Below are 15,497 nucleotides of genomic sequence, written 5' to 3' on the forward strand. Positions count from 1 at the left end.
GAGGAGGCAGCAGTGCGCATCGGCATCCCGCGCGAGTCACGACCCGGCGAGACCCTCGTCGCGGCGACGGCGAAGACGGCGTCCCGGCTCGCCGCGCTCGGCTACGACGTCGTCGTCGAGCACGGAGCGGGCGAGGCCGCCGACCAGCCGGACGCGGCGTTCGCCGACGCGGGCGTACGTCTCGGCGACGACGACGAGGTGTGGTCCAGCGACGTCGTGGTCAAGGTCAACGCGCCCACCGACGAGGAGGTCGCCGGCCTGCGCCGCGGTGCGACGGTCGTCAGCCTGATGGCGCCGGCGCGCAGTCCCGAGCTGGTCGAGCGGCTCGCCGCCGCCGGCGTCACGGCGCTGGCGATGGACGCGGTGCCGCGGATCTCGCGCGCGCAGTCGATGGACGTGCTGTCGTCGATGGCCAACGTCGCGGGCTACCGCGCGGTCATCGAGGCCGCCCACGAGTTCGGCCGGTTGTTCACCGGCCAGGTGACCGCCGCCGGGAAGGTCCCACCGGCGCGGGTCTTCGTCGTCGGCGCCGGTGTCGCGGGGCTCGCCGCGATCGGCGCCGCGGGCTCGCTGGGCGCGATCGTCCGCGCCTTCGACGTACGTCCCGAGGTCGCCGAGCAGGTCGAGTCGATGGGCGCGGAGTTCGTACGCGTGGAGATGGAGCAGGAGGTCAGCTCCGACGGCTACGCCAAGGAGATGACCGCCGAGCAGGAGGCGGCGACCGCCGCGATGTACGACGAGGAGGCGCGCGCCGCCGACATCGTCATCACCACCGCGCTGATCCCGGGCCGCCCCGCCCCGCAGCTCATCACCGCCGAGACCGTCGCCGCGATGCGTCCCGGCTCCGTGGTCGTCGACATGGCCGCGGCCAACGGCGGCAACGTCGCCGCCACGGTCAAGGACGAGAAGGTCGTCACTGGCAACGGGGTGACCGTCCTGGGCTACACCGACCTCGCCGGCCGCCTGGCAGCGCAGACCAGCCAGCTCTACGGCACCAACGTCGTCAACCTCCTCACGCTCCTGACCCCCGGCAAGGACGGCGTGCTGGCGCTCGACCTGGACGACGTGGTCCAGCGCGGCATCACCGTCACCCGCGACGGCGAAGTGATGTGGCCGCCGCCGCCCGTACAGGTCTCCGCCGCACCCTCCGCACCGGCGGCTGCCGTCGCCGCGGCCGAGCCGGCCCCCGCGAAGGCGCCGCCCGACCCGCGGCGGACGTGGTACGCCGCCGGCCTGGCAGGCGTGCTGTTCGCGCTGCTCGCGGCCTTCTCACCGGGGGAGTTCCTCGGTCACTTCACGGTGTTCGCGCTGGCGGTGGTCGCGGGCTACTACGTCATCTCCAACGTGGCCCACGCCCTCCACACGCCGCTCATGGCCGAGACGAACGCGATCTCCGGGATCATCCTGGTCGGCGGGATCCTCCAGGTCGGCACGGCCAGCAACCTCCTGATCCTCGTCCTCGCGGCGATCGCCGTGCTCGTCGCCAGCATCAACATCTTCGGTGGCTTCCTCGTGACGCTCCGGATGCTCCAGATGTTCCGGAAGGGCTGACCCGTGACCGACTTCCTCACCTCGGAGCACCTCCACGGCTTCATCCAGGGTGCCTACATCATCGCCGCGCTGTGCTTCATCGGCGCGCTCGCGGGACTGGCGCGGCACGAGACCGCCAAGCAGGGCAACATCCTCGGCATGGGCGGCATGGCTCTCGCCCTGGTCGCCACCGTCCTGCTGATGGCCCAGCAGAACGAGCTGGCCGCCGACGCGCCCTCGCTGGGCGTGGCCGTGCTGGTGGTGGCCGCGATGATGGGCACCGGCGCGGTCATCGGCGCCTGGCGGGCGCGTACGGTCGAGATGACCGGCATGCCGGAGCTCGTCGCGCTGCTCCACTCCTTCGTCGGTCTCGCGGCGGTGCTCGTGGGCGTCAACTCCTACCTGCAGCACGGCGCCGGGCACGACACCGTCCACGACGTCGAGGTCTTCGTCGGTGTCTTCATCGGTGCCATCACCTTCACGGGCTCGATCGTGGCCAACCTCAAGCTCAGCGCGCGGATGAAGTCCGCGCCGCTGATGTTGCCGGGCCGTCACTGGCTCAACCTCGCGATCATCGTCGCCTCGCTGGCGCTGGGCGTCTGGTTCGCGCTCGTCGAGGGCGACGACGGCGCCGGGGTGGGGATCGTCCCGCTCCTGGCGATGACCGTGCTCGCCCTGGTCCTCGGTTTCCACCTCGTCGCCGCGATCGGCGGCGGCGACATGCCGGTCGTCGTGTCGATGCTCAACAGCTACTCCGGGTGGGCCGCGGCTGCCGCCGGCTTCATGCTCGGCAACGACCTGCTGATCATCACCGGAGCGCTCGTCGGCTCCTCGGGTGCGATCCTCAGCTACATCATGTGCAAGGCGATGAACCGCTCCTTCGTGAGCGTCATCGCCGGTGGGTTCGGCTCCGACGGCGGGCCCGCGGGGGAGGACCGCGACTACGGCGACCACCGCGAGATCCAGGCCGACGAGGTCGCCGAGCTGCTCTCCCACGCCTCGTCGGTGGTGATCACGCCCGGCTACGGCATGGCGGTCGCGCAGGCCCAGTACCCGGTGGCGGAGATGACCCGGCGTCTGCGCGACAAGGGTGTCGACGTCCGCTTCGGGATCCACCCGGTCGCAGGCCGGCTGCCCGGCCACATGAACGTGCTGCTGGCCGAGGCGAAGGTGCCCTACGACATCGTCCTGGAGCTGGACGAGATCAACGGCGACCTCCACGACACCGACGTCGTGCTCGTCATCGGCGCCAACGACACGGTCAACCCCGCCGCCCAGGAGGAGCCCGGGTCGCCGATCGCCGGGATGCCGGTGCTCGAGGTGTGGAACGCCAAGGACGTCGTGGTCTTCAAGCGCTCCATGGCCACGGGCTACGCAGGGGTGCAGAACCCGCTCTTCTTCAAGGACAACACCCAGATGCTCTTCGGCGACGCCAAGGACAAGGTCAACGAGATCGTCGCGGCGCTCGACTGAGCGCCCGGAGATCGTGCCGGGGCTCAGCTGCTCCCGGGAGCCCGAGCGGTGGACCCGCGCACCACCAGCTCGGGTCGGTGGAGCACCTCGCCCGCGTGCGGTCGGGATCCCGCGATCTGCTCGGCGATCTCCAGGCTCGCAGCCTGGGCCAGTGCCTCGGCCGGCTGCCGGACGGTGGTCAGCGGCGGGTCGGCGAACTCCATCATCTGGCTGTCGTCGCTGCCGACCACCGAGAGGTCCTCCGGCACCCGCAGCCCGCGCCGGCGCGCGGCACGGATGACACCGAGCGCCATCACGTCCGAGCCGCACACGATGCCGGTGACGCCACGGTCGATGAGCACGTCGGCGGCGCGCTGCCCGCCCTGGACGGTGTAGGCCGTGGCCTCCACGAGGTCCTCGGCAGAGAGGTCGTCGGGCACCAGCCCGCGCTCGTTCACCGTCCTGAGGAAGGCCTGCCGCTTGCGCTGGGCGGGCAGGTAGCGCAGCTGCCCCAGCGCCGCGCCGATGCGGCGATGACCCATGTTCTCGAGGTGCTGCACGGCGAGCTCCACCGCGGCCACGTCGTCGGTCGAGACGCACGGTGCCTCGAGTCCCGCCAGGGCGCCGTTGACGAGCACGATGGGCAGACCGAGGTCGATCAGCTGCTGGTAGCGCGCGGGGTCGCTGTCGACGAGCGCGTGGACGCCGGAGACGAACACGATGCCCGCGACCGAGTGCTCGAGGAGGATCGCCACGTAGTCGTCCTCGTGCGCGCCGCCCAGGGTCTGGCTGCACAGCACCGGCGAGAGGCCCATCCGCGACAGGTTGACCTCGAGGTGGTGCGCCAGGCGCGGGAAGAAGGGGTTCTCCAGCTCGGGCATCACCAGCCCGACCAGCCCGCCGGCGCGCGCCCGCAGGCGTACGGGCCGGTCGTAGCCGAGGACGTCGATCGCGGTGAGGACCTGACGGCGCGTCTGCTGGCTCACCCCGGGGCGCTCGTTCAGCACGCGGCTGACCGTGCTGATGCTCACGCCGGAGCGCTCGGCGATCTCGCTCAGCCTGATCCTCACGCCACCACCCTAGTGACGAACGCCACGGCCGGGGCAAACTGCCCGCAAAAAGTTGCAGACTCTTTCAGTTTCTGCAAACTCGATGTACGGTGTGGCGACCCTCACACCTGTTGCACCGTCTTGAAGAGGAACCACCTATGCGCAGATACGCCCGCACCCTCGGCCCTGCGGCCGCGATGATGCTCGCCATGACCGCCGCCGCCTGTGGCGGTGGGTCCGGCTCGAGCAGCGAGTCGTCCAGCTCCGACAGCACGTCCAGCCCGAGCGCCGAGGGCGGGAGCGGCGGCGACGCCGACCTCCTCGTCTGGACCGACTCGCTCAAGATCGACGCCGTCACCGAGGTCGCCGAGGCCTTCGGCGAGTCCAACGGCATCGAGGTCGAGGTCCAGGCGATCTCGGAGGACCTGCAGGGCAGCTTCGTCACCGCCGACGCGGCCGGCAACGGCCCCGACGTGGTCGTCGGCGCCCACGACTGGATGGGCAACCTGGTGCAGAACGGCGCCATCGAGCCGCTCAACCTGACCCCGGACGAGCTCTCCGGCTACTCCGAGAAGGCCGTCCAGGCCACGACGTACGACGGCAAGCTCTACGGCGTCCCCTACGGCATCGAGGCGCTCGCGCTCTACCGCAACACCGAGATCGTCCCCGACGAGCCGGCCAGCATGGACGAGGCCATCCAGGCCGGCCAGGCCGCCGTCGAGGCCGGCGAGGTCGACTCCGCCCTCAACCTCCCGGTCGGTGAGCTCGGCGACGCTTACCACATGGAGCCGATCCTGACCTCGTTCGGCGGCTACATCTTCCGCTACGACGAGTCCACCGGCTACGACGCCCAGGACGTCGGCATCGGCAAGGAGGGCTCCGTCAAGGCGGCCCAGGAGATCTCGCGCCTCGCCAAGGCCAAGGTGCTGCGCACCTCGATCAGCGGTGACAACTCGATCGCCCTCTTCACCAGCGGCAAGGCCGCCTTCCTCGTCTCGGGCCCGTGGGCCCTCTCCGACGTCAAGAAGGCCGGCTTCGAGTACGCCATCCAGCCCGTCCCCGGCTTCGACGGCCAGCAGGCCGCCGAGCCCTTCATGGGCGCGCAGGCGTTCATGGTCGCCGCCAACGGCAAGAACAAGGACATCGCGCAGGAGTTCGTCAACAACGGCGTGAACAGCGAGGAGGCCATGATGACCCTCTTCGAGGGCACCCAGCTGCCGCCAGCGATGACCGCCGTCCAGGAGCAGGTCGACGACCCCGACCTGACCGTCTTCACCGAGGCCGCCAACGCTGCCGCTCCGATGCCCGCGATCCCCGCCATGGCCTCGGTCTGGGAGCCCCTCGGCAAGGCGTACTCCGCCATCGTCAGCGGCAAGGACCCCGTCGCCACCATCCGCTCCGCCGGCGACACCATCAACAAGAACATCGCCGACGCAGGCTGATCCTCGGTGCAGGACCCGGTGGGCGGCGTGGCCGCCCGCCGGGTCCTGCCCAGCCTGCTCGACCCCGCTCCACACCCCCACCTCTCCACCCAGCTCTCGCTCCGACCCGTGAAGGGGACGTGACATGGCGGACCTGCGCGACACCATCGACAGCCAGAAGGACCCGGGCGCCGACGGCGGGTCACGCTTCGGCTTCACCCGGCCCGGCCGCGAGGGGATCCCCGCGCTGCTGGTGAAGGTGCTCTTCCTCGGCATCGTGATCGGCACCGCGATCGCCCTGACCCCTGCCCTGGTCGGCGAGCGCTCGTGGGTCTTCCTGACCGGGATCTGGGTGATCACCGCGGTCCTCGTCGCGACCTACGCGACCGGACGGGCGCTGCCCGCGAAGTACCTCGTGCCCGGCACCTTGATGCTCGCGCTCTTCGTCGTCTACCCGATCGTGCTCACCGCGCAGACGTCGTTCACCAACTACGGCGACGGCACCCGCAACGACAAGCAGACCACCGTCGACCGCATCGTCGGGTCGTCGGTCGTGCGGTCCGACGACTCGCCCCAGTACAACCTCACCATCGCCACGGACGGCGACCCCGCGAGCGGGCCGTTCACCTACTTCCTCGTCCCGCAGGACGACCCGGAGACGGTCTACGAGGGCACCGAGGAGGGCCTCGAGGAGGACCCCGAGGGCGTCACCCTCGACAACGGCCGGGTCTCGGCCATCGAGGGCTACACCATCTTGAACATCCGTCAGGTCAGCGACGCCTCCGACGCCCTCGACGAGATCGCGGTCCCCACCGACAGCGGCAGCTTCATCGTGCGCGACGGCACCAGTGAGGCCTTCGAGGGTGCACCGACGCTCGTCTACGACGAGGACGCCGAGACGATCACCGACACCAGGACCGACACCGTCTACACGGCCCGTCAGCAGGGCGACCGGGAGTTCTTCGTCGACGACGAGGGCGAGCGGCTGTCCGACCAGTCGTGGACGGCCAACGTCGGCTGGCGCAACTACGAGCGGATCTTCACCGACAGCCGCATCAGCAGCAGCTTCTTCGGCATCTTCGTCTGGACGGTCGTCTTCGCCACCGCCTCGGTGATCGGCACTTTCCTGCTCGGGCTGTTCTTCGCGATCGCGCTCAACGACCCGCGCGTGCGCGGCCAGAAGATCTACCGGGCGCTGCTGATCCTCCCCTACGCGATCCCCGGCTTCATCTCGCTGCTGCTCTGGTCGAGCTTCTACAACCAGGACTTCGGCCTGATCAACCAGCTCACCGGGCTCGACGTCAACTGGTTCGGCGGGGCGACCACGGCCAAGATCGCGGTGCTCCTGACGAACCTCTGGATGGGCTTCCCCTACATGTTCCTGGTCAGCACCGGAGCGCTGCAGGCCATCCCGGGGGAGCTGAAGGAGGCGGCCACCATCGACGGCGCGGGGGGGATCGCCGGCTTCCGCCGGATCACGCTGCCCCTGCTGCTCGTGACCGTCGCCCCGCTGCTCGTCGCGACCTTCGCCTTCAACTTCAACAACTTCGGCGCCATCTTCCTGCTCACCGGCGGTGGCCCCTTCACGCCGGACAACCCGACCGCGGGTGGCACCGACATCCTGATCAGCTACACCTACCGCCTCGCCTTCGGCGCGGGCGGCGTGCAGATCGGGTTCGCCGCCGCCGTCTCGGTGGTCCTCTTCGTCGTCACCGGACTCATCGCCGCCCTGCAGTTCCGCGCCACCCGCTCGCTCGAGGATGTGAACTGACATGACCCAGGTTCCCACCACGCCGGCCGAGACCGTCGTCGTCCCGACCAAGCGCCGCCGGCGCGGCGGCGACCCCGCCCCCAGGCCGAAGATGAGCACCGGCCGCTGGTTCCGCGAGATCGGCTGGCGCCACCTCGTCGGCGTCCTCGCCGTCGTGTGGGCGCTCTTCCCGGTCTCCTACCTGATCTCGGCCTCGCTGAACCCGCTCGGCAACGTCGTCACCTCGACGATGATCCCGCGGTCGTTCAGCCTCACCAACTACACGACCCTGCTCGACGAGCAGCCCTTCGGCACGTGGTACCGCAACAGCATCATCGTGTGCGTCGTCGTGGTCTTCGTCCAGCTGCTGTTCAGCGCGCTCGCGGCCTACGCGTTCAGCCGGTTCCGCTTCAAGGGCCGGCGCGGCGGACTGCTGGCCCTGCTGCTGATCCAGATGTTCCCCCAGTTCCTCGCCGCGGTCGCGCTCTACCTGATGTTCACCGACCTCGGCGCGGTGATCCCGGCCATCGGCCTCGACACCCTCGCCGGCTACATCCTGATGATGTGCGGCGGCTCGCTCGGGCAGGTCTGGCTGATCAAGGGCTTCTTCGACTCGATCCCGATGTCGCTCGACGAGGCCGCGATGATCGACGGCGCCAGCCACGTGCAGGTCTTCTTCCGCATCATCCTGCCGCTCGTGCGACCGATCCTCGCGGTCTGCGGCCTGCTGGTCTTCGTCGGCACCATCGCGGAGTTCCTGATGGCCTCCATCTTCCTGCGCGCGGCCGGCAACAAGACCCTCGCCACCGGCCTCTACGGGCTCATCGACGGCGACCGGTCCAACAACCTCGGCGTCTTCGCGGCCGGCTCGATCCTCACCGCCATCCCGGTGGTCCTGCTCTTCCTCTACCTCCAGCGATTCATCGTCGGCGGCATCACCGCCGGCGGTGTGAAGGGGTGACCCGCGTGGCCGGCTCGTCCACCGGATCGCCCGACCCGCTCGACCCGCACCACGACGGCTCGGTCATGTACGTCGACGGGGTCGGGGCTGGGCTCGGCGACGAGGTCACCCTGCGCGTGCGCGTTCCGCACGGCGCCGACGGGTCGCCCGGCGCCAGCCGCGTCGTGCTGCGCGCCGTACGTGACGGGGAGCCTGCGGTCAGCCACGCCACCCAGGTCTCCGAGGACGCCGCGGGCACCTGGTGGGAGGTCGACCTGCGGCTCGTCAACCGCGTCACGTCCTACCGCTTCCTGGTCTCGCGGGGCCCCGACGACTTCCGCTGGCTCACGGCGACGGGCGTCCACGCCCGTGACGTCGCCGACGCCGGCGACTTCAAGATCAGCACCGAGCACCGGCTGCCCGACTGGATCGCCGACGAGGTCGGCTACCAGGTCTTCCCCGACCGCTTCGGCCGCACCCAGACCGGCGCCGCCGTTCCGGACTGGGCCATCCCCTGCGAGTGGGACCAGCCCGTGGTGCACAAGGGGCCCGACGTGCCGTTCCAGTGGTACGGCGGGACGCTCGACGGGGTCGCCGAGCACCTCGACCACCTCGACCTGCTGGGCGCGACCCTGCTCTACCTGACGCCCGTGTTCGAGGCGTGGTCCACGCACCGCTACGACGCCGTCTCCTTCGACCGGGTCGACCCGCTGCTCGGTGGCGACGAGGCGCTGGAGCGGCTCGCGCAGGCCGTCCACGACCGCGGGCTGCGGCTGGTCGGCGACCTCACCACCAACCACACCGGCGAGCACCACGACTGGTTCGTGCGCGCGCTGGAGGACCCCTCCTCGCCCGAGCGCGCCTTCTACCGGTTCTCCGACGAGTACCCCCACGGCTACGCGGCCTGGCTCGACATCCCCAGCCTGCCCAAGCTCGACCACACGTCGGCCGAGATGGCGCGCCGGCTCTACGCCGGCCCCGACTCCGTCGTCGCGCACTGGCTGCGCCGGGGCCTGGACGGGTGGCGCGTCGACGTCGCCAACATGACCGGCCGGTTCGGGGGCGACGACCTCGCCCACCACGTCGCGCAGGAGATCCGGCACACCATCGACGAGGTCTCCCCGGATGCATGGCTGCTCGCCGAGCACGGGCACGACGCGACCGCGGACCTCACCGGACCCGGCTGGCACGGGACGATGGACTACGCCGGGTTCACCCGGCCGGTGTGGTGCTGGCTCAACGGCGGAGCCCCCGGCGGCGCGGGCCTGCCCCACGGCCTGGACTACCTCGGGCTCCCGGTCGACATCCCGGTCCTCCCGGCGTCCGCGGCGGTCGCCACGATGCGCGAGGTCCACGGGTCGATCCCGTGGACGGCGTGGCAGGGCTCCACGATGCACCTCGACTCCCACGACACCCCGCGGTTCCGTACGGTCACCGGCGGCGGCACCGACGGCGGCGTCGACCTGGTCGGGCGCGGCCGCGACCTGCACCTCGTCGGGCTCGGCCTCCAGATGACGATGCCCGGAGTGCCCGTGGTCTTCATGGGCGACGAGCTCGGCCTCACCGCGGTCGACGGCGAGCACGCCCGCACGCCCTACCCGTGGGAGCACCGCGACACCTGGGACGAGGCGACCCTCGAGGCCTACCGCAGCTGGATCGCGCTGCGCCGCCAGCACGTCGCGCTGCGTCGTGGCGGCCTGCGGTGGCTGCACGCCGGGGAGGACTCGATGACCTTCCTGCGCGAGCATCCCGACCAGACGCTGCTCGTCCACGCCGTACGCCGGCCGTGCGCCGCGGTCGACCTCCCGGTGCACGCGCTGGGGCCGGACGCCGGCCTCACCCCGCTCACCGGTGCGGCGGCCGGGGTTGCTGGCGGCACCCTCACGCTCCCCGGTGAGCCGGGGGTGTCAGTGCACGAGGTGCGGTGACCACCCCGAGCAGCCTGGAGCCGCTCGACCTGCTGCGCGGCGCCGGGTACCGCGTCACCCACGAGGTGGGGCGCGGGATGGAGGGCGTGGTGGCCGCGCTCGACGGCGACCGCGTGGTGAAGGTGTGGGACCGCCGGTCCCGCGCGGAGGTCGACCGGCTGCGGGCGTTCTACGACGCGGTCCACGAAGGCCTGCAGGAGGCGGGCGCAGGGCTTCTCGTCCCGCGCATCCTCGACGTCGACGAGGTCGACGGCCTGGTGGTCACCGTGCATCCGCTGGTCCCCGGTCGTGCCGACCCGGCCGCCGGGCCGGAGCCGGTGGTCGAGGTGCTCGCCCGGTTGTCCGAGGTCGAGCCCCGCCCCGACATGGCGACGCTGCCGGTCCCGGACGGCGAGCAGCCGTTCGACCCGGCCGTGCCGTTCGGCGTCTCGATGGGCGACCTGGTGCGGCGGCGGGCGGTGCTGCTCGGCGGCCTGCTCGCGCCCGGCGTGGCCGACGCGCTGGCCGGCGCGCTGCGGGCGGTGCCGCCCGTGCCACCGCGGCTCGTGCACGGCGACCTGGGGCCGGTGCACGTGCTGCTGGACGGTGGCCGGCCGGTGGGCCTGCTCGACTTCGGCTACGTCTCCACGCTCGGCGACCCTGCCTTCGACGCGGCGGTGGCCGCCTGCCTCCAGGACATGTTCGGACCCGGCGCAGCTGCGGCGACCGCGGCCCTCGACGACCTCGCCGTACGGCGCCTCGGCCACGACCCCGCGGTGCTGGTGCTCTACCGCGCGGCGTACGGCCTGGTCACCGCGAGCTGCCTGGCCGGGCACCCGGGCCGGCACCTGGACTGGTGCCTGGCGCTGGTGACGACCTGGGCGGGTGCCGTCTAGAGGTAGACGCCGGCGAACATGCCGATGAGGTAGGTGACGCCCATCGCGAGCAGGCCGCCGCCGATGTTGCGCACGACGGCGGGCAGCCGCGGGCTCAGTCCGATCTTGGCGCTGACGAACCCGGTGAGCGCGAGGGCGGCGACGACGCTCAGGACGGTGACGAGCACCCGCACGGCGTCGGGCACGAACGCCACTACCAGCAGGGGCAGCAGCGCGCCGACCGTGAAGGCGACCATCGAGGCCCACGCGGCGTGCCACGGGTTGGTCAGGTTGTCCGGGTCGATGCCGAACTCGATGTCGGCGTGGGCGCGCAGGGCGTCGTGCTCGGTGAGCTCGCGCGCGACCTGCGCGGCCGTCTCCTGCGAGAGGCCCTTGTCGACGTACATCTTCGCGAGCTCGCGCTCCTCGGTCTGCGGCATCTGCAGCAGCTCCTTGGCCTCGAGGTCGAGGATCGACTTCTCGGAGTCGCGCTGGGTGCTGACCGAGACGTACTCGCCCGTGCCCATGCTGAGGGCGCCGGCGGTGAGGGCGGCGATGCCGGCGATGATGATCGTGCCGCTGTCGTCGGTGGCGCCGGCGACGCCCATCACGACACCGGCGGTCGACACGATGCCGTCGTTGGCGCCGAGGACGGCGGCGCGCAGCCAGTTCAGCCGCGTGCCGACGTGGTCGCCCAGGTCGTCGTGGAAGTGCTGCGGATCCTCGTCGGTCCCGATCTCGGTGCTCACCGTTCAATCGTCGCGGGCCCTCCGGCACCACGCAACGAAGGTGAGGCTGGGCTCAGCCGCCTCGAGGGTGGCGGCACATTGCTGGTCGGGGGTGTCTGGGGTGCGATCTGCCGCCACCCCGAGCGGGGCCGGCGTGTTGGTGGCGGCACATTGCCGATCGTGAGGCGCCCGGGGTGCGATCTGCCGCCACCCCGGGCGCGGCTGGCACGGTCAACGCCGTCAGCCGCCCAGTGCGTACGTCCCCACGACCTCGTGACGCGGACGTCGGCGCGGTCCCTCGCCGAGGTGGGAGGCGACCAGGGTGATCTCCTCGGCGGTCCACGCCGGACCGTCGTACGCCTCGAGGAGGCGCACCCAGGAGGTGACGTTCTCGGGGCGGCCCAGCCGGCCCAGCGTCAGGTGGGGGCGGAAGCGCTGCCCGTCGACGCGCGCGCCGGCGCGCGACATCGCCGCCCGGCACCCGGCGGCGAGCAGGTCGAGCCCGGCCGCCGCGGCCTCGTCCAGGTCCAGGCGGGCGTAGAGGACGCGGGCCCGGTCGGCGTGCGGGAAGGCGCCACCGCCGGCGACCCGCAGCCCCACCGCCGGGCGGCGGTGGGCGAGCCTGGTCAGCCGCTCGTCGAGGTCGTCCAGGCTGCGCTCCGGCACGTCGGCGGAGAACGCCAGCGTCAGGTGCCACTGCTCGGGGTCGGACCAGCGGAAGGCCGCGGCCTCGCGGCGTACGTCCAGGAAGGCGTCGAGGTGGGCGACCACCTCAGCCGGCGGGACGATGGCGACGAACGCCCTCATCACAGCCCCAGGTCGCGCCCGATCAGCATCTTCATGATCTCGTTGGAGCCGGCCCAGATCTTCGTGACCCGGGCGTCGCGCCAGGCGCGGGCCACGCGGTACTCGTTCATGTAGCCGTAGCCGCCGTGCACCTGCACGCAGTGGTCGAGGACGTCGTTCTGGACCTGCGAGGTCCACCACTTGGCCTTGGCCGCGTCGACCGGGGTCAGCTCCTGCTTGGTGTGCGCGACCACGCACTGGTCGACGAACGCCTGCGTCACGTCCACGCGCGTGACCAGGTCGGCGAGGAGGAACTGCGTGTTCTGGAAGGAGCCGATCGGCTGGCCGAACGCCTGGCGGTCCTTGGCGTACTGGACCGTCTCCTCCAGGATCTGCTTGGCGTGCGCCAGGTTGGTGATGGCGGAGCCGAGGCGCTCCTGCGGCAGGAACTGCATCATCGAGATGAAGCCGGTGTCGAGCGGGCCCACGAGGTCGGCGCCCGAGACGCGCACGTCCTCGAAGGCGAGCTCGGCGGTGTCGGACTCGTCCTGGCCGACCTTGTCGAGGACGCGACCGACGCTGAAGCCGTCGAGCGTGGTGTCGACGGCGAAGAGCGAGATCCCCTTGGCCTTCTTCTCCGGGCTCGTGCGGGCGGCGACCAGGACGATGTCGGCCGAGCCGCCGTTGGTGATGAAGGTCTTGGACCCGTTGATGACCCAGTCGTCGCCGTCACGGACGGCGGTGGTCTTGAGGTTGGCGAGGTCGGAGCCGCCGCCGGGTTCGGTCATGCCGATGGCGGTGACGATCTCGCCGCTCGCGCACCCGGGGAGCCAGCGCTTCTTCTGCTCGTCGTCGGTGAGGTGCACCAGGTAGGGCACGGTGATGTCGGCGTGGATGCCGACGCAGCTGGGCAGGGTCATGTTGACCTTGGCGAGCTCCTCGGTCAGCACGGCGTTGAAGCGGTAGTCGCCGGCTTCGGAGCCGCCGAACTCCTCGGGGATCTCCAGCCCGAGGAAGCCCTGCGCGCCGGCCGCGGTCCAGAAGGCGCGGTCGAGGCCGTGGTTGTCGGCGTACGACTCGAGGTGCGGGGTGACCTCGCGGTCCAGGAACTGCTTGACGGAGGCACGGAAGGCCTCGTGGTCCTCGTCGTAGATCTCACGCTTCATGCCGCTATGTTACCCGCGGGTCACCAACGGCGCCATGATGGTCAAGTAGGCCCGGGCGCGTCGATTTGGGCGTACCGTCATCGTCGGGCTCGGTCGAGGGGACGGGGACGCAGGTGAGCGACGACGGGGCGTGGGCACGTCCACGAGGGCAGGCGTGGGGCAACCAGTCCCAGCGCGCGGTCCTGCACGCCGTCGCCGAGGACGTCGCGACGCGCACCCACTACAAGGTCGTGGCCGTCGAGGCCCTGCGCTCGGACGGCTACCTCGAGTTCGTCGCGATCGTCGGCGACGACGGCGCGCGCGACAAGATGCTGGGACAGGCCTCGCCGCTGGAGCTCGACCACATCCTGTCGCTGGGCCAGGAGATGGACGGCTGGCGCCACATCCCGAGCGAGCGGCTCGACGACGAGACCCGGGCGTGGCTCGACGAGTACGGCCACAAGCCCGACGTCCCCGCGTCAGGCCTGCCCAACGGGTGGGACCCCGACGACCAGCTGGTGCGCCTGCTCGAGAACGAGGACGGCGAGCTGCGCGGGATCCTCTACCTCGACGAGCCGTTGTCCGGCCTGCGCCCGACGCCCGAGGTGGTGGCGGCGATCAACGCCGAGGCCGGCGTGCTGTTCGACGCGATCGTCAGCATCGTCGAGCGCGAGCTCTACGGCGAGCAGGTCCGCATGGTCACCCGGGCCCGCCGCGCGATCGAGGGCGTACGCCCCGGCCTGGGTGTCGACGACCTCATGACGGAGCTGTCGGGTGCCCTCCGCGAGGCGCTCGACCTGGCCAGCGTCGACGTGGTGGCAGCCGGCTCGTTCGTCGCGGACCTGGAGGACGACCAGGTCAGCATGGCCGACGTCATGCGCCGGCAGTGGGAGCGGCGCGGGCACGTCGTGGTCGAGCGCGACCGGACGTGGAGCATGCAGGAGAACTCGATCGAGACCCCGCCGTCACTGACCCGGCTGCTCGACACCCACGGCCTGGGCTCGGGGCTCCTCGTGCCGATCGGCGCGGGCGACGAGTACCTCGGGACCCTCGCGATGGGACGCGCCCTCGACGCGCCCCGCTGGATCGCCTCGGAGATCAACGCCGCCACGATCGTGGCCGCCGACGTCGCGCGGCTGGTGCTCGAGGCGCGCCTCGTCGAGCGCGAGCGCGCGCTCAACGCAGAGCTGCGCAGCGTCAGCGACTACCGCCACGACATGGTGCTCACCCTGGCCCACGAGCTGCGCAACCCTGTGAGCGTGCTCTTCACGCACCTCGAGCTGCTCGACGAGGAGCTGCCGCCCGAGGAGGTGCGCGAGTCGCTCGACGCGCTCGGCCGCGCCGCCCGCCGCATCGAGGACATGGTGGCCGACCTGATGACGCTCGCCTCCGTCAGCGATCCCGAGCGCGGCGCCGCCATGGTCGAGGTCGACCTGTCGTCGCTGGTGTGCGAGACCAGCGAGTTCCTGACCTCGACGGCCTCGCTGGCCGGGATCGAGCTGCAGGTGGAGGTGGCCGACGGCCTCGTGCTGACCGGGGACCACGTCGGCCTGGAGCGGATGGTCACCAACCTGCTGTCCAACGCCGTCAAGTACACCGCGGCGGGCGGCCGGGTGAGCGTCACCGCGCAACCTGCGGCCCGCCGAGCGGTCGACGGGATCCGGATCACCTGCACCGACAACGGCATCGGCATCCGCGCCGACGAGGTGGACAAGGTCTTCGCCCCCTTCTTCCGCTCCAGCAGCCCGGAGGCGCGCCGGCGTCCGGGCACCGGCCTCGGCCTGGCGATCATCGAGCGGGTGGTGACCGGTCACCACGGCACGGTGCGGCTGGACTCCGAGGTCGGCGTGGGGAGCACCTTCGACGTGTGGCTCCCGCTCGCTCCACCCGACGAGGTGGAGTGAGGCCGCTGCT

At 71.4% G+C, this 15,497-nt stretch carries 12 protein-coding genes; 8 read left to right on the forward strand and 4 right to left on the reverse strand.

Features of this window, described 5'->3' with window-relative positions; genetic code table 11:
* The first annotated feature begins 12 nt into the window (after positions 1-12).
* Both IE200_RS03610 and pntB read left to right on the forward strand, forming a co-directional pair.
* The gene (locus IE200_RS03610) at positions 13-1,551 is read left to right on the forward strand and encodes a Re/Si-specific NAD(P)(+) transhydrogenase subunit alpha (protein WP_191277954.1); all 1,539 of its coding nucleotides are present in this window, start codon (positions 13-15) and stop codon (positions 1,549-1,551) included.
* A 3-nt stretch (positions 1,552-1,554) separates the two neighbouring features.
* On the forward strand, positions 1,555-3,003 hold the full coding sequence (gene pntB, locus IE200_RS03615; protein ID WP_229856049.1) for a Re/Si-specific NAD(P)(+) transhydrogenase subunit beta: 1,449 nt from the start codon (positions 1,555-1,557) through the stop codon (positions 3,001-3,003).
* A 23-nt stretch (positions 3,004-3,026) separates the two neighbouring features.
* On the opposite strand, the gene IE200_RS03620 is transcribed toward pntB, so the two are convergent.
* Positions 3,027-4,052, reverse strand: a complete 1,026-nt coding sequence (locus IE200_RS03620) for a LacI family DNA-binding transcriptional regulator (protein ID WP_191277955.1) — start codon at positions 4,050-4,052, stop codon at positions 3,027-3,029.
* 137 nt (positions 4,053-4,189) lie between these two features.
* Here IE200_RS03620 and IE200_RS03625 point away from each other — a divergent pair, with 137 nt between their 5' ends.
* The 5 genes from IE200_RS03625 to IE200_RS03645 all read left to right on the forward strand — a co-directional run bounded on the left by IE200_RS03625 (position 4,190) and on the right by IE200_RS03645 (position 10,945).
* Positions 4,190-5,473, forward strand: coding sequence for a sugar ABC transporter substrate-binding protein (locus IE200_RS03625; protein WP_191277956.1), 1,284 nt, complete (start codon positions 4,190-4,192; stop codon positions 5,471-5,473).
* A 124-nt stretch (positions 5,474-5,597) separates the two neighbouring features.
* Entirely contained in the window at positions 5,598-7,223 is a 1,626-nt protein-coding gene (locus tag IE200_RS03630; RefSeq protein ID WP_191277957.1) for an ABC transporter permease subunit, read from the forward strand.
* Between the two features lies 1 nt (position 7,224).
* Entirely contained in the window at positions 7,225-8,163 is a 939-nt protein-coding gene (locus tag IE200_RS03635) for a sugar ABC transporter permease (protein ID WP_191277958.1), read from the forward strand.
* A gap of 5 nt (positions 8,164-8,168) precedes the next feature.
* Positions 8,169-10,070 carry an alpha-amylase family glycosyl hydrolase gene (locus tag IE200_RS03640; protein WP_229856051.1) on the forward strand — a complete coding sequence of 634 codons (1,902 nt, stop codon included), beginning with the start codon at positions 8,169-8,171 and terminating at the stop codon, positions 10,068-10,070.
* A complete protein-coding gene (locus tag IE200_RS03645; RefSeq protein ID WP_191277959.1) occupies positions 10,067-10,945 on the forward strand; it encodes a phosphotransferase family protein in 879 nt (292 codons plus the stop codon). Before IE200_RS03640 ends, IE200_RS03645 begins: the two co-directional genes overlap by 4 nt.
* Here IE200_RS03645 and IE200_RS03650 read toward each other — a convergent pair.
* From IE200_RS03650 to IE200_RS03660, 3 genes are all read right to left on the reverse strand, one after another.
* Positions 10,942-11,673, reverse strand: a complete 732-nt coding sequence (locus IE200_RS03650; protein WP_308432988.1) for a VIT1/CCC1 transporter family protein — start codon at positions 11,671-11,673, stop codon at positions 10,942-10,944. The genes IE200_RS03645 and IE200_RS03650 overlap by 4 nt on opposite strands.
* 219 nt (positions 11,674-11,892) lie before the next feature.
* The gene (thpR, locus tag IE200_RS03655) at positions 11,893-12,459 is read right to left on the reverse strand and encodes an RNA 2',3'-cyclic phosphodiesterase (RefSeq protein WP_191277960.1); all 567 of its coding nucleotides are present in this window, start codon (positions 12,457-12,459) and stop codon (positions 11,893-11,895) included.
* Positions 12,459-13,604 carry an acyl-CoA dehydrogenase family protein gene (locus IE200_RS03660; protein WP_191277961.1) on the reverse strand — a complete coding sequence of 382 codons (1,146 nt, stop codon included), beginning with the start codon at positions 13,602-13,604 and terminating at the stop codon, positions 12,459-12,461. The genes thpR and IE200_RS03660 overlap by 1 nt, the downstream gene beginning before the upstream one ends.
* Positions 13,605-13,717: 113 nt before the next feature.
* Here IE200_RS03660 and IE200_RS03665 point away from each other — a divergent pair, with 113 nt between their 5' ends.
* Positions 13,718-15,487 (forward strand): sensor histidine kinase, encoded by a 1,770-nt coding sequence (locus IE200_RS03665; RefSeq protein ID WP_191277962.1) that lies wholly within the window; start codon positions 13,718-13,720, stop codon positions 15,485-15,487.
* The last annotated feature ends 10 nt before the right edge of the window (positions 15,488-15,497 follow it).

It is taken from the genome of Nocardioides flavus (ex Wang et al. 2016) (genome assembly GCF_014653115.1).
In the GTDB taxonomy this organism is placed as follows: domain Bacteria; phylum Actinomycetota; class Actinomycetes; order Propionibacteriales; family Nocardioidaceae; genus Nocardioides; species Nocardioides flavus.

Excerpts from the sequence above, each read along its gene's own strand:
- IE200_RS03625 (WP_191277956.1), top strand. The coding sequence starts at position 4,190 with ATGCGCAGATACGCCCGCACCCTCGGCCCTGCGGCCGCGATGATGCTC.
- IE200_RS03630 (WP_191277957.1), top strand. The coding sequence starts at position 5,598 with ATGGCGGACCTGCGCGACACCATCGACAGCCAGAAGGACCCGGGCGCC.
- IE200_RS03635 (WP_191277958.1), top strand. The coding sequence starts at position 7,225 with ATGACCCAGGTTCCCACCACGCCGGCCGAGACCGTCGTCGTCCCGACC.
- thpR (WP_191277960.1), bottom strand. The coding sequence starts at position 12,459 with ATGAGGGCGTTCGTCGCCATCGTCCCGCCGGCTGAGGTGGTCGCCCAC.
- IE200_RS03660 (WP_191277961.1), bottom strand. The coding sequence starts at position 13,604 with ATGAAGCGTGAGATCTACGACGAGGACCACGAGGCCTTCCGTGCCTCC.